Genomic DNA, 19,931 nt, shown 5'->3' on the forward strand with positions numbered 1-19,931 from the left:
CCGAGCCCTGGCCGGGGCGGACCGCGGTGTAGCCTGCGCCCTGTGACCGAGACCCCGCCGCCACCCGTCCTCGTCACCCGCCGCCTCGCGGACGGCGTGCTCGACCGGCTCACCCCGGCCGCCGCCACCGTGCACGACAGCGAGCAGCCGATGCCCCGGACCGAGCTGCTGGCCGCGCTGCCCGGGCGGGCGGCCGTGATCACCACCCTGGACGACCGGGTGGACGCCGAGTTCCTGGCCGCCGCCGGCCCCGGCCTGCGGATCGTCGCCAACCACGCCGTCGGCACCCACAACATCGACCTGGCCGCCTGCGCCGACCGCGGCGTCCTGGTCAGCAACACCCCCGGGGTGCTCACCGACGCCACCGCCGACCTGGCCTGGGCGCTGCTGCTGGCCGCCGGCCGCCGGCTCGGCGAGGGCGAACGGCTGCTGCGCTCGGGGCGCCCCTGGGCCTGGGCCCCGACCTTCATGCTCGGGCTGGAGCTGTCCGGCACCCCGCTCGGCATCCTCGGCATGGGCCGGATCGGGCAGGCGGTGGCCCGCCGCGCGGCCGGCTTCGCGATGCCGGTCGGCTACCACAACCGCACCCAGCTGCCGGCCGACACCGCCGCCGGGGCGCACTGGCTGCCGCTGGACGAGCTGTTCGCCCGCTCCCCGGTGCTGGTGGTCACCTGCCCGCTCACCGCCGCCACCCGGCACCTGGTGAACGCCGAGCGGCTCGCCCTGCTGCCCGAGGGCGCCGTGGTGGTGAGCATGACCGCCGGCGTGGTGGACGAGGCGGCGCTGGCCGCCGCACTGGAGTCCGGTCACCTGTTCGCCGCCGCCGTGGACAACTTCGAGCACGAGCCGGCCGTCCACCCCGCGCTGCTCGCCCAGGAACGCGCCGTGCTGGTCCCGCACCTCGGCAGCGCCACCGTGCGGACCAGGCAGGCCATGGGCGGCCTCGCCGTCGACAACGTGCTCGCGGTGCTGGCGGGCGCCGCCCCGCTCACCCCGGTGGGCTGAGGGCCGGTCGCCCGGCCGGCACGCTCAGCCGGCCAGCCACTTGAGCGTCGAGGTGATCTCCTCGAACGCCCCGAAGTGCGCCGCCCCGGGCTCCAGGTAGAGCTCGGCGCCCGGGATGTTGTCGGCCAGCCAGCGCGAGTGGTCCACCGGCGAGAACTGGTCGTCCGCGCCGTGCCACAGCCGCACCGGCACCCGGATGTCCTCCACCCGGAAGCCCCAGTCCGTGGTGAAGGCCAGCACATCGTCGATCCAGCCGAAGGCGCCGTACCGGAAGGCCTGCCGGTAGGTGCTCAGCAGCATCCGGCGGATCCCCGGGTCGGTCACCACCGTCCGGTCCGTGGGCGGGAGCTCGGGCACCAGGTCCTTGATCAGCCGGACCGGATCGCGCTTGATCACCCGGGACCGGAGCTGGAAGGCGTCCTCGATCCGCAGCAGCCCGCGCTCGGCGTGGTGGTACTCCCGGACGTTCGACGGGGTCATCCCGCCGTACCAGTCCAGCCCCTCGGCGTTCCGCGGCGCCAGGCTGACCAGCGCCGCCACCCGGGACACCCGCTCCGGCAGCAGCGCCGCGCAGGCCAGTGCGTGCGGCCCGCCGCCGGAGCGCCCCGCCACCGCGAACTCCGCCAGCCCCAGCCCGTCGGCGATCGCCAGCACGTCCGCCGCCGCCTCGGCCACCCGGCGCCCCGGCAGCCGGTCGGAGTCGCCGTACCCGGGCCGGTCGAACGAGATCAGCCGCACCCCCATCCGGGACAGCACGCTGCTGCGCGGCGCCGGCCCCACCCGGCTGCCCGGGGTGCCGTGCAGCAGGAAGACCGGGCTGCCCTGCTGGTCGCCGGAGACCTCCACCGCCAGCGCACGCCCGCCCGGTGCCTCGACCGTCCGTGCCACCACCGGTTGCCCTCCAGATCGCTCGCCGAACAGGTCACGTCCCGGGCCGATCAGCCGGGGACGTCCAGACCGCGCACCTCGCGCCGCGCCTGCCAGGTGGTGTGCTCCCGCGAGATGGCGTCCTCGGCGTCCCGGGCCAGGCGCGCCCAGTAGTCCTCGGCCTGCTCGGAGTCCAGCTTCAACTGGGTGAGCTGGGCCTCCACCTTGGCCAGCTCGTCCGCCGCCAGCCCGTACGCCGCCGCCTGCGGCCGGTACTGCCGCAGCTGCGCCCAGGCCGACACCGAGGCCGCGACCGCGGAGACGGTGCCCAGCGCGTCGTAGGTGAACCACCCCAGCGCCCGCAGCACCGCCAGGGCCAGCCCCAGCAGCGGCAGCACGATCGCCAGCCGCCCGGCCCGGCGGGCGGCGTTGCGGCAGCGCTGCGCCTTGCCGCGGTACCACTCCCGCTGGGCGTGCACCCGCTCCCGCAGGTACACCTCGCGGCGCACCTCCAGCGGCTGGTCACGCAGCCTGGTCATCATCTCGGTGATCTGCGGGTGGTGGGCCGGCTCCCGCCAGGAGAGCAGATCGGCCTCCATCCGGGACATCTCGGGGATCACCTGGTCGGTCTCGAACTCGCCGAGGATGCCCTTGAGCTGGACGTCGTACAGCCGCTCGGCGTCCGGCAGCTTCTTGGGCGGCGGCTGGTAGGCGTCCGCCTGCACCGCGTACTTCCAGCAGAGCGTCTTGACCGACTCGGCGATCGCCCGGCCGTCGTACCAGAGCCGCTGCGGATTCTGCCGGGCGGCCACCGTGGCCATCGCCAGGGTCAGCAGGTAGGCGAAGGCGGCCGTCCAGGCCCACAGCCGGCCGTCGGCCGAGCCCGTGGCGGCGGCCACCACCAGCAGCACCAGCTCCCAGCGCGACAGCGCGACCGAGCGGCGCTGCCCCTGGAGCGAGGCGGAATCCGAGGCCCAGAACAGCTCGGGCAGCAGCTCGTCCTCGCGCACCCAGCCGATCGATCGCGCTGCCCCCGCCACCATGCTGCCCCCCGGCCGCCCCGTCGCCCCTGCACCCGAACGACTGGATCCTTCCCGGGGCCGGGCCCTGATACGCCTCGCCCGGCCCGCCCTTGCGACCAACGGTGTTGACCACGAAGGATGTTGAGGTCAGTAGGCGTACAGGATGCGGTCGGCGTTGTCGGCCATGACCTTGGCGTTCCACTCCGTCCCGCCGTCCACGTTGCCCGAGCGGAACAGCGGCGGGGTGATCCCGCGCTCGGCCAGCCGGCCCACCGCCGAGGCGACCACCGCCTGCATCAACGCGCTGGTGACGATGGTGGAGACCGAGCCGAACGGCACCCCCGCCGCCGGGTGCGAGAGCTCGCCGTCGCCGACCGCGATCTTGCTGTCCAGCACCACGTCGCAGTTGTCCTTGAGGAAGGTGCCCGACGGGTGGTTGGAGGAGACCTCGGCCGGATAGGCCAGCGAGGTGACCCCGACCACCCGCATGCCCAGGCCCCGGGCGTGCCGGGCCAGCTCGACCGGCATCACCTGGCGGCCGGAGAGCGAGATCAGGAAGAGCAGGTCCCCGCTGCTCGCCGGGGTCAGGTCCAGGGTGGTGGTGGCCAGCCCGGAGACCCGCTCCAGCGCGCTGCCCAGCGGCGCGGGCATCACGTTGACGCCGGTCATCCCCGGCACGTTCAGCAGATTGATCACCACCAGGCCGCCGGCCCGGTAGACCACGTCCTGGGCGGCCAGCGAGGAGTGGCCGGCGCCGAAGGTGAAGATTCGGCGCCCGTCCGCCACCGCCCCGGCCAGCAACTCCGCGGCGGCCTCGATCTGCTCCGCCTCCTCGGTGCGCACCCGCGCGAGGTGGGCCACGGCGGCGTCGAAGTACTGCCCGACCAGGTCGGTCATCGCAACTCCAGCAAGGGGCGGGGGCGGCCCGGTGGTCCAGACCGCGTATGGAGAAAGATCTGGCGAGCACCGTGCTGCCTGGGGTGGTCCGCTGTCAACAGCCACCAAAAGCGGGGGGCATAGCAGCCCGGCGACATCGGTTGTCACTTCGGTACGTCAGAATTGGCGGTGAGGACACCGAGGATTGGGAGCCAGGGGCGATGTCTGGTCTGATCGACACCACTGAGATGTACCTCCGCACCATTCTGGAGCTGGAGGAAGAGGGCATCACCCCGATGCGCGCCCGGATCGCCGAGCGGCTGGAGCAGAGCGGCCCCACGGTGAGCCAGACCGTGGGCCGGATGGAGCGTGACGGCCTGCTCCAGGTCGCGGGCGACCGCCATCTGGAGCTGACCGACGAGGGCCGCAGACTGGCCGTCCGGGTCATGCGCAAGCACCGGATCGCCGAGTGTCTGCTGGTCGACGTGATCGGCCTGGAGTGGGAGCAGGTGCACGAGGAGGCCTGTCGCTGGGAGCACGTGATGAGCGAGACGGTCGAGCGCAAGGTGCTCGCGATGCTCGGCCACCCGACCCAGTCCCCGTACGGCAACCCGATCCCGGGCCTGGACGAGCTGGGCGACACCAAGGCCGAGGGCGAGGGCTTCGACGCCGCGCTGACCACCCTGGAGGCGCTGAGGGTCGGCGAGCAGGGCACCCCCGTGGTGGTGCGCCGGATCGGCGAGCCGATCCAGACCGACGGCGAGCTGATGCTCACGCTGCGCCGGGCCGGGGTGCGCCCGGGGGCGACGGTCCAGGTGACGGCCGGGATCGGCGGGGTGCTGGTCGGCAACGGCGACAACGCGGTGGAGCTGCCCAAGGAGATCGCCGGGCACGTGTTCGTGGCCGAGATCTGAGCCGGGCCGCCACCGAGGAGCGTACGGGCGGCCGCAGCCGCGGCCCGATCGATGCGCCGGGCAGCCCGCAGGCCCGGCGCATCCCCGTGCGCCGGGCCTGGGGCTCCCCGCCCCGTCCCTCCCTGATCCCGCGGCGCCCCACCACCCCGAGCGCGGTGGGCACCACGACCTCCCCGACCCCCGGTGCCGCATCCGGCTTCCCCGTCCGAACGCCCCTCGGCACCACCCCCCGGGTCCTGCAACCCCCGGCCCTGCACCCCTCCGGCCTCGCACCCCTCCGGCCCCGCGTCCTCCCGGCGCTGCGTCCCTCCTGCCTCGCACCCCGCCCGTGGCCCTGCCTGCCCGGCCCTGCACCCCTGGTCCAGCACCCCCTCGCGGTGTTCTCCTCTCCGGCTCGCCCGCTCCCCTCTCGCTGCAATTCCTCCCACTCGGCAGATCGCCGCAATCCTTGAGCGCTGTCACTCGTCCGAGCGGCTTGTGCGGTCGATCACCGGGTACATCGGTCTCTTATCCCCGACATGCGTCTGACGGGCCCCGCCTCCGGTGGGAGGCAAGGCCCGTCAGATGCGCGCGGGGTGTCGCGCGGAGCACGCCCTCACCCGATAGGCGCAGGGCGGCCGTGCAGGGGCGGCGGCCGGTCAGCGCACCGCCGCGGGCTGGTGGGCCGGCCGGGCGGCCGGGGCCTCCCGGCCGCAGGCGTAGGCCAGCGGGTTGATCAGCTCGGCGGCGTCCGGCAGCCAGCGGTTGAGCGCGGACGGCGGCCGGGCCCACTGGGCGAAGCTGTACGGGCCGATCCGGGACGGCGGGGCCACGATCCAGTCCCCCTCGCCGCGGGCGGCCAGATCGAGCCGGCCCGAACCCCAGCCGAGCGTGCGCAGCATCTCCGCCAGCTTGGCCTGCACCCCGGGCAGCACCAGGAAGTGCAGCCGCCGCCCGAGCTGCCCGGCCGAGGCCGGCACGGCCACCACCGGGCCGAGCTGCAGCCCCATCCGCTCCATCCGGGCCAGCGCCAGGCAGCCCGCCACCTCCGGCACGTCCAGCACGTCGAAGGAACGGCCGGTCGGCAGCAGGATCGAGGCCTGCGGGTGCTCGGTCCACCAGCGGCGCACCACCCCGGGGCCGGCGCTGGCCCGGCGGTGCCAGTCCTCGCCGACCGGGTGCGCGCCGGGCAGCTCGCACCGTTCGCCGCACGAGCAGCGGGCCGGCCCGTCGCCGTCGATCAGCCACGCTCCCGGGACGACCTCCCAGTGGCGGTCCTCCGCGTAACTGACGGCTTCGATGAGGAGCGGGGGCAGACCCTGCTCGGGGGCTCCTGGGGTGTCTTCCACGTGCTGCTCAACTACCGTCGGTGGGCGGGGTTACGGGCGGGCGGAGGGTGGTCAGCGCCGAACGGGAGATGTCACCCGTACCGGTGAGACGGGTGATTTCCGGCCGCCTCGACCGGCCCTCGTAACGGGCGCAGGAGGGGCGCACTGGGGCATTCAGCAGGGCGCAAGGGGAGTGGACCCGTCACCGTGGGTATTGCGCTGGTGTCGCCGTACCCCGGTGGCGGCCCATGCCGCCTGCCGGTCGGCGCATCGGCAAGCGAGCACCAGAGTCGTACGCCCTCCGGCCGTGGCCGGGGTGGCGTAGGGGAGGCGAAGCCCAATGGCCGCGAGACCACTCGTCGCACGAGAGCCCAACGAGCGGCTGCAGCAGCTCATCCAGGAGGCGGGCTGCTCCAACGCGGGCCTCGCCCGCCGGGTGAACCTGTGCGGCGCCGAGCACGGGCTGGACCTGCGCTACGACAAGACCTCGGTCGCCCGCTGGCTGCGCGGCCAGCAGCCGCGCGGCCAGGCGCCGGCCGTGATCGCCGAGGCACTGGGGCGCAAACTCGGCCGTGGTGTCACGGTCGAGGAGATCGGCATGGCCGACGGCAAGAACCTCAGCTCGGCGGTGGGCCTGCAGTTCGCCGCCAACCTGCCGGCCGCCCTGGAGCAGGTCTGCGAGCTGTGGCGCAGCGACGTCGGCCGGCGGGACTTCCTGGCCGGGGCCGCCGTCGCCGCCTCGGCGCTGGTCGAGCCGAGCCGGGACTGGCTGATCACCCCGCCGGACCCGGTGGTCGCCCGCACCGGCGGCACCCGGGTCGGGCTGGCCGACGTGGCCGCGATCCGGGCCACCACCCAGATGCTGGTCGACCTGGACCACCGGTTCGGCAGCGGGCACGTCCGCCCGGTGGTGGTGCACTACCTGAACAGCGTGGTCTCCGGCTTCCTCGGCGGCGCCTACCGGGAGGAGACCGGCCGTCAGCTCTTCGGCGCCGTCGCCCGGCTGACCGAGCTGGCCGGCTACATGGCGGTGGACACCGCCCAGCCGGGCCTGGCCCAGCGGTACTACATCCAGGCGCTGCGGCTCGCCCAGGCCGCCGACGACCGGGGCTACGGCGGCTACGTGCTGGCCGCCTCGATGAGCCACCTCGCCGCCACCCTCGGCAACCCGCGTGAGATCGCCCAACTCGCCCGCGCCGCCCAGGAGGGCGCCCGCTCGGTGGCCACCCCCACCGCGATGGCGATGTTCTACGCCGCCGAGGCGCGCGGCCACGCGCTGCTGGGCGACACCGCCGCCTGCGAGGCGGTGGCCGCCAAGGCGCTCGCCGCGATGGAGCGCCGCCGGCCGGAGGACGACCCGGACTGGATCGCGCACTTCGACGAGGCCTACCTGGCGGACGAGTTGGCGCACTGTCACCGCGACCTCCAGCAGGGCGAGAAGGCCGAGCAGTACGCCCGCACCGCGCTCGAACTGCACCCCGCCCACCGGGTGCGCCGCCGGGCGGTGGACCTGGTGCTGCTGGCCACCGCCCAGCTCCAGCAGCGCGATCTGGAACGCGCCTGCCAGACCGGCGCGGAGGCGGTCCGGCTGCTGAGCGGGCTGCGCTCCAACCGGGGGGTGGAGTACCTGGACGACTTCCGCAGCCGGCTGGAGCCGTACCGCGCGCACCGGGCGGTGCGCGAGTTCCACGCGCGGACGGAGGGCGAGGCGGCCTGAGACCGACGGCGGGCAGGCGGGCAGGCGCCTGCCCGCGTAGTCACCGCTCAGGGTGAACCGGTAGCGTGGCTCAGCAGTTGTGGTCCGCCGTCAGCGAGCGCGCGGAGGAACCGAGAGGCCCGGGCGAGACCGGGGCCGTGCACAGGTGAGGAACCGCGTTGAGCCAACGCCGCTCGTACTCCAACTCGAACGATTTCAACATGGACGACCTGTTCCGGCCCGAACCGGCCGGAACACCGGGTGACCAGCAGGGCGGCCAGCCCCAGCCGGGGATGCCCCAGCAGCAGCCCCAGGCGCCCCAGCAGCAGGCTCCCGGCGGTGGCCCCGAATACTGGGGCGCCCCGCCGCAGCCCGCGCCCCAGGGGGCCCCGCACGGCGTCCAGCCGGAGCCGGCGCCCGAGACGCAGCACCTGCCGCCCTACCCGCGCAGCGAGCCCGGCATCGGCGGCGGCCTGCCGCAGCAGCCGATGGGCGGCCAGCAGTCGATGGGCGGGCAGCAGGGCTACGGGGCGGCGCAGCCCTTCCCCGCCGCCCCGCCGCAGCCCGGGTACGGCGGCCAGCCCTCGTACGGCGGCCAGGCCCAGGCCCCGTACGGCGCCGCCCAGCCCTCCTACGGCGGGCAGCAGACCTTCGGCGGGGTGGAGCAGGGCGCCCAGACCTTCGGCGGGCAGCAGTTCGGCGTTCCGCAGCAGGGGCCGGGGTACCCGGCCGGCGAGCCGGGCCACGGCTCCGCGGCCGGGGGCCGGCCCTCGCAGAAGCTGATCATCGGCGGGGTGGTGGCCGGCTGCGTGGCGGCGGGCATCCTGGTCGTGGTGCTGATGAGCGGCGGCAAGGACGACAAGGGCAGCCAGCCGCCGGTCGCCAAGCCGGCCAGCAGCGCCCCCGTCGCCGGCGGGTCCGGTGCGGTCAGCCCGGAGCTGCAGGCCCAGGCGAAGGCCATGTCGGACCTGCTCGGCAAGGCCAGCGCCAGCCGCCAGGCCGTGATCGGCGCGGTGGCCTCGGTGCAGAAGTGCGACAAGCTGCCGGAGTCCCAGGCCGGCCTGACCGCGGCCGCGGCCCAGCGCGACCAGCTGGTCACCGAGCTGGCCGCGCTCAAGGTCGACAAGCTGCCGACCGGCCCCCAGCTGGTCGACCAGCTGAAGAGCGCCTGGCAGGCGTCGGCCACCGCGGACAAGGAGTACGCGGCCTGGGCGGGTGACTCGATCGCCGCCTGCGACCCGGCCAAGCAGTCCGACAACCCGCACGCCAAGAACGGCAACGCGGCCAGCGGCACGGCGACCACCGCCAAGACCTCGGCCGCGGACCTCTGGAACGCGATCGCGGCCCAGACCGGCCTGCCGACCAAGGCCAAGAGCGACCTCTAGCGTCCCCCCGGGCCCCTGGGGTGCGGTCGCTCCCCAGGGGCGCGGGGAACTGCGCGAACCCGGAAGGTACGGCGCCGTCGCTCCCGCGGGCTACGCCCGGGCCTCCCCCCGGGGGGTCCGCGCCCCGGTGGCCGGTCAGGCCGGGGGCTTGCCGCCCGCCAGCACCCAGCGCACGTCCACGAAGCCCTGGCGCTGCTCGACCAGCCGGCCGCCCTGGACCTGCTGGAAGGTCACCGAGGTGTTCACCAGCCGCGGTGAGTCGGCGCTCGGCAGCATGTTGGTCAGGCCCCAGCTGAGCGGCGGGGTGGCGCCGCCGGTCTCGATCGGTTCGCCGCTGTCGAGCACGTTGGTCAGTGCCCGGGCGGTCAGCGGCTTGCTCTTGTCGGCCCGCCCGGCGGCCTGCCGGAACACCTCGTAGGCGACCCAGGTGGTCTGCACCCCGGGGTCGGAGGGGTCGATCATGGCCTGGCCGGTGCCGAAGCCGCGAGCGGTCTTGCGCAGCGCGTCCCAGACCGGCGAGGACTCGGCCGGGTACCAGCCGGTCGCGTAGGCGCCGCGCAGCGGACCGGCGTCGCCGCCGGTGGCGTCCACCACCGACTGCTGGAAGCTGCCGATCACCGAGGCCAGCTGGGTGTGCTTGGGGGCGAGCCGCCGGTACGGGTCGAGCAGGTTGGAGGTCGGCTCGGAGCCGAGCGCGCTGATCACGCAGTTGCCGGCCCGGTCGTCGCCGATCGCCCGGCGGGCGTAGTCGGTGTAGTTGTTGGACTTCTCCGGCGCCGGGACGTCGGTCAGCTTGACCCCGGCGGGCTTGAGCGCGCCGCTGAGGTAGTTCACCAGGGTGTCGCCGGCGCGGGTGTCGGGGCGGATCAGGGCCACGCTCTTGCAGCCGGCGTCGACCAGCTGCCGGCCGCTGCCCGCGATCAGGGCGGGGCTGCCGCCGGCCACCGGGTAGGACAGCGGGCTGCTGAACTCGGGCGAGGAGAGCCCGTAGCCGCCGAGGTACGGGATGCCCGCGCGCTCCAGCGCCGGCATGAAGTCGCTGCCGTACTGGCTGTACGAGCCGATCACCGCGACCACGTGGGCGTCGATCGCCTGCTGGGCGCAGGCGGCGACCCCGTCGGCGGTGTTCTGCTCGTTGCAGGTGAGCACCCGCAGCTTGTGGCCGCCGAGGCCGCCGGTGCTGTTGAGCTCGCGGCCGATCGCCTCGGCCAGCGCGGTCATGCCGGGCCGGTCGGTGGCGCCGGTGCCGGACGGGGCCCAGGTCATCACGGTCAGCTCGGTGCGGCCCGCCGCGGCGGCGTCGGCCGGCCCGCCGCAGGCCGAGGTGGCCAGCAGGGCGGGCAGCAGCGCGGCGGCCGCGGCCAGGGCGCCGGCGGTGCGGCGGGGGTGGCGGGTGCCGGTCCCCGGTGCGGTCGCCGGTGCGGACTCCGGTCGGTCGGTCGGTGCGGTGCGGTCGACTGATCCGGTCCGTGTCATGTCGGTGTGCCCTCCCGGGTTGCTGCCTTCCGTGCGCCGCGCGCCGGTCCGGCGCGGACCAGCCTTGACCCGGACGGGCAAGCGGAGAGGGCGGGGAAAAGAACACCAGGTCAACGCCGGTGGAACAGCGAGAGGTGACGCGTGTAGATCAGGTGCGAGGTGGGAACGTACGATCGATTCTTATGTCCGACAGCATGGATTCTCGGTATCGGTCCGCCCGACCCCCTTCTCGAACGGGGCACCGGTCGAGCACGATGGGCGGCATGCCCTTGAACGACCTGCCCTGGTGGCGTTGGCGAGCCCGGTTGCGGTCGGCGCTGCACATGCTGTCCGACCCCGCCTTCCAGCAGGAGACCTGGCTGGCCGGCCGCGCCGGGTACGGCGACGTCACCGACGCCGTCTACCGGCTGGTCGAGGACAGCTGGCTGGACCGCTGGCCGGCCGAGAAGTACCTCGGCACCGTGGTGCGTGACACCACCGAGGCGGCCCTGGTGGATGCCGCCGTGCTGCGGGTGCTGCGGATCCTGCACGAGGTCGGCGCGGACGCGCCCGCCGCCGCGTACCTCGGCCACCCCGGCTGGCCGGAGGCGGTCGGCGCGGCCCGCGCGGCGCACGCCCACCTGGCGATCGCCGACGGCGAGGACCCGGACGCCCCGCCGCGCTCCCTGGAGGTGCTGCGGATCCTCACCCGGAGCGCGTAGCGCCCGGGCCGGCGCGGCGGCGCGGGTGGCGGGTGGCGGGTGGTGCCAGGTCTCGCGGTGCGGTCGGTGTCGGCGGCGGGCGGCCGATCTGTGACAGGCTTGTCCGTCCGTCGGCCGTCCGCGTCCAGCTCCAGAACCGAGAACCAGGGGAACCGCAACCGTGGAAGAGCAGTCCGCCCCCGTCCAGTACGTCCTCACCCTGTCCTGCCCGGACAAGCAGGGGATCGTCCACGCGGTGTCCAGCTACCTCTTCATGACCGGCTGCAACATCATCGACAGCCAGCAGTTCGGTGACGGCGACAGCGGGCTGTTCTTCATGCGGGTGCACTTCGCGGCCGAGCAGCCGGTCAACGCGGACAAGCTGCGGGCCAGCTTCGCGGCGATCGGCGCCTCGTTCCGGATGGACTGGCAGATCCACCCGAGCAGCGAGCGGATGCGGGTGCTGCTGATGGTCTCCAAGTTCGGCCACTGCCTGAACGACCTGCTGTTCCGCACCCGGATCGGCGCGCTGCCGGTGGAGATCGCCGGCGTGGTCTCCAACCACACCGACTTCCGCGAGCTGACCGAGTCCTACGGCATCCCGTTCCACCACCTGCCGGTCACCCGGGACAACAAGCCCGAGGCCGAGCAGCAGCTGCTGGACCTGGTGGCCGACGAGAAGGTCGACCTGGTGGTGCTGGCCCGGTACATGCAGGTGCTCTCCGACCGGCTGTGCAAGGAGCTCTCCGGCCGGGTGATCAACATCCACCACTCCTTCCTGCCGAGCTTCAAGGGCGCCAAGCCGTACCACCAGGCGCACACCCGGGGCGTGAAGCTGATCGGTGCCACCGCGCACTACGTCACCGCCGACCTGGACGAGGGCCCGATCATCGAGCAGGAGGTGGCCCGGGTCACCCACGACGTGACCCCGGACCAGCTGGTCGCACTCGGCCGGGACGTCGAGTGCCAGGCGCTGGCCCGGGCGGTCAAGTGGCACAGCGAGCACCGCGTGCTGCTGAACGGCACCCGCACGGTGGTCTTCGCCTGAGAGCGCCCGGCCTGAGAACTCCCGGCCTGAGAGCGCCCGGCCTGAGAACTCCCGGCCCGAGAACTCCCGGCCCGAGAACGCCCGGGCGGCCGCAGGATTTCTTTTTCCCGGGCGCGCTCCGGCCGGTTCGTGCGTGCTGTCGCGCGGTGTTCCGGAAGTACTCCGCCGGAATGCCGGAAAGGCCGCAGAATCCCCTTTCCGGCGCGGCTCCGGGCGTCAACTCCGGTTTCTTCGGGGCCCGTCCGCAGAGGTAACGTGGCGCCGCCGAACGGGGGAGACCGCCGGGTGGCCCCCGACCCGTACCGTGATCGGAATTCGGTGATTCCGCGTCCCCGATTCCGGTGGCGGTGCGCCCGGTCCCGCTGACGACCCGCGCGAAGGAATGCCCATGACGACCGCCACCGGTGCCGAGGAATTCCCCGGGGCCGTCGACGGCCCCCGGATCGCCCGGATCGCCGAGGAGTTCGGCACCCCGGTCTGGCTCTACGAGGCCGGCCTGATCCGCGACCAGATCGCCCGGCTGCGGCGGTTCGACGTGATCCGCTTCGCCCAGAAGGCCTGTTCCAACATCCACATCCTGCGGCTGATGCGCGAGCAGGGCGTGCTGGTGGACTCGGTGTCGGCCGGCGAGGTCGAGCGCGCCCTGGCCGCCGGCTACCGGCCCGGTGGGGCGGACGACCCGATCGTCTTCACCGCCGACCTGCTGGACCGCCCCACCCTGCGCCGGGTGGTCGAGCTGGGCATCCCGGTCAACGCCGGCTCCCCGCAGATGCTGGAGCAGCTCGGGCGCGCCGCCCCGGGCCACCCGGTGTGGCTGCGGATCAACCCGGGCTTCGGCCACGGCCACAGCCGCAAGACCAACACCGGCGGCGAGCAGAGCAAGCACGGCATCTGGCACGAGCACCTGGCCGAAGCCCTCGACCTGGCCGAGCGTCACCGGCTGGATCTGGTCGGCTTCCACATGCACATCGGCTCCGGGGTGGACTACGGCCACCTGGAGGCGGTCTGCGAGACCATGGTCAAGCAGGTCAGGATGGCCGGCCGGGACATCCGGGCGATCTCGGCCGGCGGCGGGCTGTCGGTGCCGTACGCGGCCGGGCAGCCCGAGGTCGACACCGACCGCTACTTCCGACTGTGGGACTCGGCCCGGGCCGAGATCGCCGCCGAACTCGGCCACCCGGTGCGCCTGGAGATCGAGCCGGGCCGGTTCCTGGTGGCCGGCGCCGGGCTGCTGGCGGCCGAGGTGCGGGCCCACAAGCCGGTCGGCAGCAACCAGTTCGTGCTGGTCGACGCGGGCTTCAACGACCTGATGCGGCCCGCCATGTACGGCAGCAGCCACCGCGCCTCGGTGCTGGCGCCGGGTGGCGAGCTCCGCCGCACCGAGCTGCGGGACACCGTGCTGGCCGGGCCGCTGTGCGAGTCGGGCGACGTCTTCACCCAGGCGGCCGGCGGCGACGTGGAGCCGGTGCCGCTGCCGCGTGCGGAGATCGGCGACCTGGTGGTGTTCCACGACACCGGGGCGTACGGGGCGAGCATGTCCTCGCTCTACAACTCCCGCCCGCTGATACCGGAGGTGCTGGTGGACGGGGAGCGGACCAGGCTGATCCGCCGTCGGCAGTCGGTGGCCGACCTGCTGGCGCTGGAGAGCGGGCTGTAGCCCGCCGGGGGCCGGCGGCTCAGGGCCGGGAGAGCAGCGGCACGGCGTGCAGCACCTCGCGGATCGCCGCGCGGTCACCCTGGCGCCCCACCGGCAGCTGGTCCGGGTCGCGGTGGGCGGCCGCCAGGTAGCAGAACTCCAGGCCGTCCAGCACCATCTCGGCGGTCGGCGGCCTGCCGTCGTCCGCCCCGTCGAGCGGGATCCGCCACTCGCCGGACGCCGGTCCGTCGATCACCAGCCGGAGCAGCCGGCCGGTGCCGGGGGAGCTCCCGGGCAGCGCGGCCAGCAGGTGCGGCAGCATCCGGGCGGCCAGGTCGACCAGCAGCCGCAGGTGCTGCGGCGCCGGCGGGGCGTACGGGTAGTGGACCGCCCGGGCGAGGTCGTCGCCGTGGATCCAGCACTCGAACGCCCGGTCCAGGAAGGCGTCCGCGAGCGGCAGCAGGGCGAAGCCGTAGTCCACCGGGGCGCCGCCGTCGGCGCCCGACCCGGCCGCCCGGAGCAGGTCGAGGCCCTGCCGGCGCCACAACTCCCGCACCTCGGTGGGGGCGCTGTGCCGACGGTCCTCGATCAGGCTGCGGGTGCGGCCGAGCACGTCGTCGGGCCGGTGCTGCTCGGGCACCCGCGGGCCGGCCCCCTGCCCGGCGCCCGGCACCGGGTCCGGCAGGCCGAGCGCGGGGGCCAGGTAGCCGTCGACGGCCGCCAGGTGGCAGAGCACCTGGGCCGGCCGCCAGCGCTGGGTGCCACCGTGCCAGGGCAGTTCGGCGACCTCCTGCCACTCGCCGGGGCCGAGGTCGCGCAGCAGCGCGTCGAGTTTGGCGGCCTCGGCCGCGAACGGCGCGGCCCACGGCGGCAGCGGGCGCTCGGCGGCCCGCCTGGCCAGGCAGCACTCCAGCACCTGCCGGCGCAGGCCCTCGTCCGGGCCCAGCGAGTCCTCCCGGCCTGCCGACTCCTCCCGGTCCGTCGGGTCCTGCGGGCCGAGCGGGTGCTGCGGGCGCAGCAGGTCCCGCGGGTCGAGCGGGCCGGCGGCCAGCCGCCGGGTGAGCTCGGCCAGCCGGGGGCGCAGCGGGCCGGCGGCCGCGCCGAGCGCGTGGGGGTGCTGCCAGAGGGTGCCGAAGACCTCGCGGGTGAGCTGCTCGGCCGCGTCCTGATCGTCGGTGATCCGCCAGGCCAGGCCGTGCACCAGCGGGGCGTACCGGTCGTAGAGCTCGCCGAGGGCGCTCTCCTCGCCGTCCAGCAGCCGCTGCCGCACCTGCTCGCCGCGGCTCGGGGCGCGATCGGACATGGCCCTGCCCCCTCCGTGTCCCCGGGCGGCCCTACTCAACGGTAGCCCTTCCGGTGCGGGCCGGGGTCGCATTCCCCGGAAGAGGGGGGAGGCCGCTGCGGCGCGGCCGCCGGGCGGATCCCGGCCCGCAGGGGGGGTGTTCGAGACGGCCCGGACATATGGAGGAAGGGTGGTTCGCTCGTGGCTACCGGGAGGTACCCACGGCGCGGCGGTACCTTCGTATCGCTCGCGCCGAAGGGCGCAGGAGGGCATGACCCGGGCGGGCGTTCACCGGTGCGACGCTCGCCAGGGTGAGCGGGACAGTATGCACCGAGCTGTCCCCCGATCGCTGGAATATGCCTGAAGCGCTTGCTGCGGCCGAGCTGCGGAATCATCCTGAGGCGTATTCGTGCCGAAGCCATGGGCAGCCCGGCAGGCGATCCCACGGTGCGCGGCCGGCCGTACCGGTGTGGCCAGGGCCCCGGCCCGTCCGGTCCGGGCAGCAGGGAGAGCGGCCGACTACCGGGCCGAATACCGAGTGCGGGTGGTGAAGCGGTGCAGGTACTTCAGGTTCAGCTGGCGGTCCAGGCGGACCCGTCCGAGGTCGGCCGGGCCCGGCGGTGGGTGCGGGCCCGGCTGAAGGGCCACGGCCTGGACCCGGACGCGCCGGTCGCCGAGACGCTGGTGCTGGTGGTGTCGGAGCTGGTCACCAACGCGGTGGTGCACACCGGCTGTCCGGCCGTGCTGCGGCTGTCCATGCCGGTGCCCGGGGCCCGTCCGGCCGGGGGCGGGCCCGCCGACCCGGCCACCTGCGTGCCGGTCCGGGTCGAGGTGGCGGACGCCAGCCTGGTCGCCCCCGCGCCCCGGCACGCCGGCGGGGAGGCCACCAACGGGCGGGGGCTGGAACTGGTCGAGCTGCTCTGCGTCCGGTGGGGCTGGTACCCGGACGGCTCCGGCAAGCGGGTCTGGTGCGAGATCGACCCGCAGGCGCAGAGCTGTCCGCCGGACCACGCGGTCGAGCCGAGCGCCGTGTTCGCCCTCTGACGTCCCGTCCGCCACCGCCGCCGCACCCGCCGCGGGCACCCCTGACGCCCCGTCCCGCTCCTGGGGCGCATCCGGCGCGCCGCAGACCGCCGCCGTGCGCCACCCCGGGACAAGTGCGCCGCAACCATTCCGAATTTCGGACAACCCATTGACGTGACGTATCCGACTGATCACTCTTGGGTGCAGCTCTCCGTTGCGAGGGGACGTCGAGGCGACATCCGGCCGGTGCGGGCACAGGGGGACAGTCGCTGCCTGCCGCCCGGGTCCTGCCACCTCGACGAGTGCGGAGCGCCGGCGCGCGGCTTCAGGGCTCGGGCGCCAGGTCGGATGGCGGTCCGCCGCGCCGTGCTCGGGGCGCGCACGGCGGCCGCCGTCCGGGCCGGCGCGAGTGCGCGGCCGGCCCGCTCGCCACCCCGCTCGCCGCCGCCCGCATCGTGATGGCGAAGTGATCCGGAAACCACTGGATATTCGCAGTGGTCTACACCAAAACTTCTCCTGTGACCGCTCCCGAACTGCAGGACGCCCACCCCCGCACGGCCGCCCCCGCCGCACCGGGCCCCGCCATCTGGTCCGCCGGCTTCCGGCTCTACTTCACCGCCCGCAGCGCCGGCCTGCTCGGCGACGCCATGCTCCCGGTCGCCGTCTCGGCCGGCCTGCTCGCCGCCGGGTACCCGCTCGGCACGGTCGGCTACGCGATGGCCTTCCTGATGGCCCCGTTCGCCGGTCTGGTGCTGGTCGGCGGGGTGCTGGCGGACCGGTTCACCGCCCGCCGGCTGATGATCGCCGCCGACCTGCTCAACCTGGTCGCCCGGGCCCTGCTCGCGCTGGTCTTCTTCCGCGGCGTCGACCAGCTCTGGCAGCTCTACGCCCTGCTCGCGGTGGCCGGCACCGCCGCCGCGATGTTCCAGCCCGGGGCCGCCTCCACCGTCCCGCTGGTCGCCCGCGACGTCCAGGGCGCCAACGGCGTCCTGCGGATCTCCGAGGCCGTCACCACCCTGCTCGGCCCGGCGCTCGCCGGCGTGCTCGCCGGCGCCGCCGCCACCGGCTGGGTGATGGTGATCGCCGCCGCCACCTACGGGGTCAGCGCGCTGTGCCTGCTCTCGCTGCGGCTCGGCCGGGTGCCCGCCCCGCCGGCCGGCGACAGCCTGCTGCGCAACCTGGTGGTCGGCTGGCACGAGTTCAGGTCCCGCGGCTGGATGTGGGGCGTGATCGTGATCTGGATGTTCTTCACCGTGCTCTCCTGGGGCCCGATGCTGCCGCTGGCGGCCGGCGTGGTGGTGCCGCAGTACGGCTCCACCGTCTACGGGTTGCTGAACTGCGCCTTCGGCGCGGGCACCGTCCTCGGCGGGGTGCTGGCGATCCGGGTCAAGCCCGCCCGTCCGCTGGCCGGCGGTGCGCTCGCCCTGATCGCCTTCCCCGCCTACCAGTTCGCGCTCGCGCTGGCCCTCCCGGTGCCGCTGCTGGTGCCCGCCCAACTGCTCTCCGGCGCCGGGGTGACCTTCTGGGGCGTGATGTGGGCGACCAGCGTGCAGACCCAGGTGCCCGGCGAGGTGCTCAACCGGATCCACGCCTACGAGGTGGCCGGCTCGGTCTGCATGTTCCCGCTCGGCGCCGCCCTGGCGGGCCCGGCCGCCGATGCCTTCGGCACGCGCGCGGTGCTCGCTGCCGGCGGCGCGGTCGCCCTGCTGGTGGTCGCCGCCCTGCTGCTCACCCCGCCGATCCGGGGTCTGCGCCGGGCGGCCGCGGCCCCGGTGGCCCGATCCTGACGAAACCTGGCAGTCAGGCCCCTCGTTCGCCCCGGCCCCGAGCCCGGACACTCGGTGCGTGACCGATCTGAGCACCCCACCGCAGACCGACGCCGCCCCGGCCCCCGCGAGCCCTCCCCGCCTGCACTACGCCTGGGTGGTGGCCGGCGTCGCGCTGGTCGTGCTGGTCGGCTCGGCCGGCTTCCGCTCCACCCCCGGCCTGATGATGGACGCGCTCAACAGCGAGTTCGGCTGGTCGCACGCCACCGTCTCCAGCGCGGTCTCGGTCAACCTCACGCTGTACGGGCTGACCGCGCCGTTCGCGGCCGCGCTGATGGACCGCTTCGGGGTCCGGCTGGTGACGGTCTGCGCGCTGCTGCTGATCGCCACCGGCTCCGGGCTGACGGTGCTGATGACCGAGCCCTGGCAACTGGTGCTCTGCTGGGGCGTGCTGGTCGGCCTCGGCAGCGGCTCGATGGCGGGGGCCTTCGCCACCACCATCACCGGCCGCTGGTTCCAGGCCCACCAGGGCCTGGTCACCGGCGTGCTCACGGCCGCCGGCGCGGCCGGCAACCTGGTCTTCATGCCGGTGCTGGCCGCCCTGGTCACCGAACACGGCTGGCGCACCGCCGTGGTGGTGGTCTCGCTGGCGGCCACCGCGGTCGCCGTCCCGGTGCTGCTGCTGATGCGCGAGCGGCCCGCCGACCTCGGTCTGCTGCCGCTCGGCGCGCAGGAGCAGCCCGCCCCGCCCGCGGTCACCGGCAGTGCGCTGGCCCGCTCGCTGCGGGTGCTGAAGGAGGCGGCCAGGACACGGGCGTTCTGGCTGCTGGCCGGCTCGTTCGCGATCTGCGGCGCCACCACCAACGGCCTGGTCGGCACCCACTTCATCCCGGCCGCGCACGACCACGGCATGCCCGTCACCACCGCGGCCGGCCTGCTCGCCCTGGTCGGTGTCTTCGACGTGGCAGGCACCGTGGCCAGCGGCTGGTTCACCGACCGCTTCGACTCCCGGGCCCTGCTGGTCACCTACTACGCGCTGCGCGGCGTCTCGCTGCTCTTCCTGCCGCAGCTGTTCGCCGACTCGCTGCACCCGCCGATCCTGGCCTTCGTGATCTTCTACGGGCTGGACTGGGTGGCCACCGTCCCGCCCACCATCGCGCTCTGCCGCCGGCACTTCGGCGCCGATGCCCCGGTGGTCTTCGGCTGGGTGCTGGCCGCGCACCAGGTCGGTGCCGCGGTGGTCGCCTCGCTGGCGGGCCTGGCCCGCGACCGCTTCGGCGACTACGACCTGGCCTGGTACGTCGCGGGCGGGCTGTGCGGGCTGGCCGTCCTGCTCTGCCTGGCCCTGGCCCGCCGCGGGCCGGCCGTCCCGGCCGCCGCAGCCGCCGGGTAGCCTGCGGATCATGACCCTCCGCTTCCGCCTCGATCCGGACCTCACCCCCGAACTGCGGTCCGCCGTCGTCACGCTGTGGGCGCAGGCCAGCAACGCGGGCGGCGCCGTCGGCTTCGTCCCGCCGGTGAGCCCGCAGCGGGTCCGCCCGGTGGCCGAGCGGCAGTTCGCCGGCCTCGGCCCGGGGCAGCCGGACCGGCTGCTGGTCGCGTACGAGGCGCAGAGCGGGCGGCTGGCCGGGCTGCTGTTCTTCGAGTCCATGCGGTTCGAACTGATGGATCACTGGCGGCTGCTCAAGCGGGTCATGGTGCACCCCGACCTCCAGGGCCGCGGCTACGGCGCCGCGCTGCTCGCCGAGGCGGAGCGGGTCGCCCGCGGCTGGGGCCTGTCCGGCTTGAAGCTGACCCTGCGCGGCGGGCTGGGGCTGGAGGACTTCTACGCCCGGTGCGGCTACCGCGAGGTCGGCCGGGTGCCGGGCGCGATACGGGTCGCCGAGGGGGACGACCGGGACGACGTGACGATGTGGCTGGCGCTGCGCTGAGGCCGCTCGGGCGGGTG

General features: G+C 74.6%; 17 protein-coding genes. 11 read left to right on the forward strand and 6 right to left on the reverse strand.

Going from position 1 to position 19,931, the window contains the following annotated elements:
• The first annotated feature begins 42 nt into the window (after positions 1–42).
• The gene (locus AB0K43_RS14650; protein ID WP_363639489.1) at positions 43–1,005 is read left to right on the forward strand and encodes a D-glycerate dehydrogenase; all 963 of its coding nucleotides are present in this window, start codon (positions 43–45) and stop codon (positions 1,003–1,005) included.
• A gap of 24 nt (positions 1,006–1,029) precedes the next feature.
• On the opposite strand, the gene AB0K43_RS14655 is transcribed toward AB0K43_RS14650, so the two are convergent.
• The 3 genes from AB0K43_RS14655 to AB0K43_RS14665 form a co-directional block, all read right to left on the reverse strand.
• Positions 1,030–1,896 carry an alpha/beta hydrolase gene (locus AB0K43_RS14655; RefSeq protein WP_363639491.1) on the reverse strand — a complete coding sequence of 289 codons (867 nt, stop codon included), beginning with the start codon at positions 1,894–1,896 and terminating at the stop codon, positions 1,030–1,032.
• A gap of 47 nt (positions 1,897–1,943) precedes the next feature.
• The gene (locus tag AB0K43_RS14660; RefSeq protein WP_363639493.1) at positions 1,944–2,882 is read right to left on the reverse strand and encodes a DUF4231 domain-containing protein; all 939 of its coding nucleotides are present in this window, start codon (positions 2,880–2,882) and stop codon (positions 1,944–1,946) included.
• Positions 2,883–3,041: 159 nt separating this feature from the next.
• A complete protein-coding gene (locus tag AB0K43_RS14665; protein ID WP_363639495.1) occupies positions 3,042–3,791 on the reverse strand; it encodes an SIS domain-containing protein in 750 nt (249 codons plus the stop codon).
• Between the two features lie 200 nt (positions 3,792–3,991).
• Here AB0K43_RS14665 and AB0K43_RS14670 point away from each other — a divergent pair, with 200 nt between their 5' ends.
• On the forward strand, positions 3,992–4,684 hold the full coding sequence (locus AB0K43_RS14670) for a metal-dependent transcriptional regulator (RefSeq protein WP_363639497.1): 693 nt from the start codon (positions 3,992–3,994) through the stop codon (positions 4,682–4,684).
• Positions 4,685–5,322: 638 nt separating this feature from the next.
• On the opposite strand, the gene AB0K43_RS14675 is transcribed toward AB0K43_RS14670, so the two are convergent.
• Entirely contained in the window at positions 5,323–6,012 is a 690-nt protein-coding gene (locus AB0K43_RS14675) for a bifunctional DNA primase/polymerase (RefSeq protein WP_363639499.1), read from the reverse strand.
• Positions 6,013–6,331: 319 nt separating this feature from the next.
• On the opposite strand from AB0K43_RS14675, the gene AB0K43_RS14680 reads away from it, so the two are divergent.
• Entirely contained in the window at positions 6,332–7,708 is a 1,377-nt protein-coding gene (locus tag AB0K43_RS14680; RefSeq protein ID WP_363639501.1) for a transcriptional regulator, read from the forward strand.
• Between the two features lie 158 nt (positions 7,709–7,866).
• On the forward strand, positions 7,867–9,072 hold the full coding sequence (locus tag AB0K43_RS14685; RefSeq protein ID WP_363639503.1) for a hypothetical protein: 1,206 nt from the start codon (positions 7,867–7,869) through the stop codon (positions 9,070–9,072).
• 135 nt (positions 9,073–9,207) lie between these two features.
• Here AB0K43_RS14685 and AB0K43_RS14690 read toward each other — a convergent pair whose 3' ends face one another.
• Positions 9,208–10,548, reverse strand: a complete 1,341-nt coding sequence (locus AB0K43_RS14690; protein ID WP_363639505.1) for an ABC transporter substrate-binding protein — start codon at positions 10,546–10,548, stop codon at positions 9,208–9,210.
• Between the two features lie 194 nt (positions 10,549–10,742).
• Here AB0K43_RS14690 and AB0K43_RS14695 point away from each other — a divergent pair, with 194 nt between their 5' ends.
• From AB0K43_RS14695 to lysA, 3 genes are all read left to right on the forward strand, one after another.
• The gene (locus AB0K43_RS14695) at positions 10,743–11,249 is read left to right on the forward strand and encodes a hypothetical protein (RefSeq protein ID WP_363639507.1); all 507 of its coding nucleotides are present in this window, start codon (positions 10,743–10,745) and stop codon (positions 11,247–11,249) included.
• Positions 11,250–11,409: 160 nt separating this feature from the next.
• A complete protein-coding gene (gene purU, locus AB0K43_RS14700) occupies positions 11,410–12,276 on the forward strand; it encodes a formyltetrahydrofolate deformylase (protein WP_363639509.1) in 867 nt (288 codons plus the stop codon).
• Positions 12,277–12,664: 388 nt separating this feature from the next.
• Positions 12,665–13,933: a diaminopimelate decarboxylase gene (gene lysA, locus AB0K43_RS14705; RefSeq protein WP_363639511.1), complete on the forward strand. Its 1,269-nt coding sequence runs from the start codon at positions 12,665–12,667 to the stop codon at positions 13,931–13,933.
• Between the two features lie 19 nt (positions 13,934–13,952).
• Here the strand turns inward: lysA and AB0K43_RS14710 are convergent, their stop codons facing one another.
• Positions 13,953–15,215, reverse strand: coding sequence for a sigma factor (locus AB0K43_RS14710; protein ID WP_363639513.1), 1,263 nt, complete (start codon positions 15,213–15,215; stop codon positions 13,953–13,955).
• A gap of 534 nt (positions 15,216–15,749) precedes the next feature.
• Here AB0K43_RS14710 and AB0K43_RS14715 point away from each other — a divergent pair.
• The 4 genes from AB0K43_RS14715 to AB0K43_RS14730 all read left to right on the forward strand — a co-directional run bounded on the left by AB0K43_RS14715 (position 15,750) and on the right by AB0K43_RS14730 (position 19,914).
• The gene (locus AB0K43_RS14715; RefSeq protein ID WP_363639515.1) at positions 15,750–16,238 is read left to right on the forward strand and encodes an ATP-binding protein; all 489 of its coding nucleotides are present in this window, start codon (positions 15,750–15,752) and stop codon (positions 16,236–16,238) included.
• Positions 16,239–16,735: 497 nt separating this feature from the next.
• Positions 16,736–18,004 carry an MFS transporter gene (locus AB0K43_RS14720; protein WP_363639517.1) on the forward strand — a complete coding sequence of 423 codons (1,269 nt, stop codon included), beginning with the start codon at positions 16,736–16,738 and terminating at the stop codon, positions 18,002–18,004.
• A gap of 58 nt (positions 18,005–18,062) precedes the next feature.
• Positions 18,063–19,376: an MFS transporter gene (locus AB0K43_RS14725; RefSeq protein WP_363639519.1), complete on the forward strand. Its 1,314-nt coding sequence runs from the start codon at positions 18,063–18,065 to the stop codon at positions 19,374–19,376.
• A gap of 10 nt (positions 19,377–19,386) precedes the next feature.
• On the forward strand, positions 19,387–19,914 hold the full coding sequence (locus AB0K43_RS14730; protein WP_363639521.1) for a GNAT family N-acetyltransferase: 528 nt from the start codon (positions 19,387–19,389) through the stop codon (positions 19,912–19,914).
• Positions 19,915–19,931 lie beyond the last annotated feature (17 nt).

The sequence above is a fragment of the Kitasatospora sp. NPDC049258 genome (assembly GCF_040678895.1).
Taxonomy (GTDB): Bacteria; Actinomycetota; Actinomycetes; order Streptomycetales; family Streptomycetaceae; genus Kitasatospora.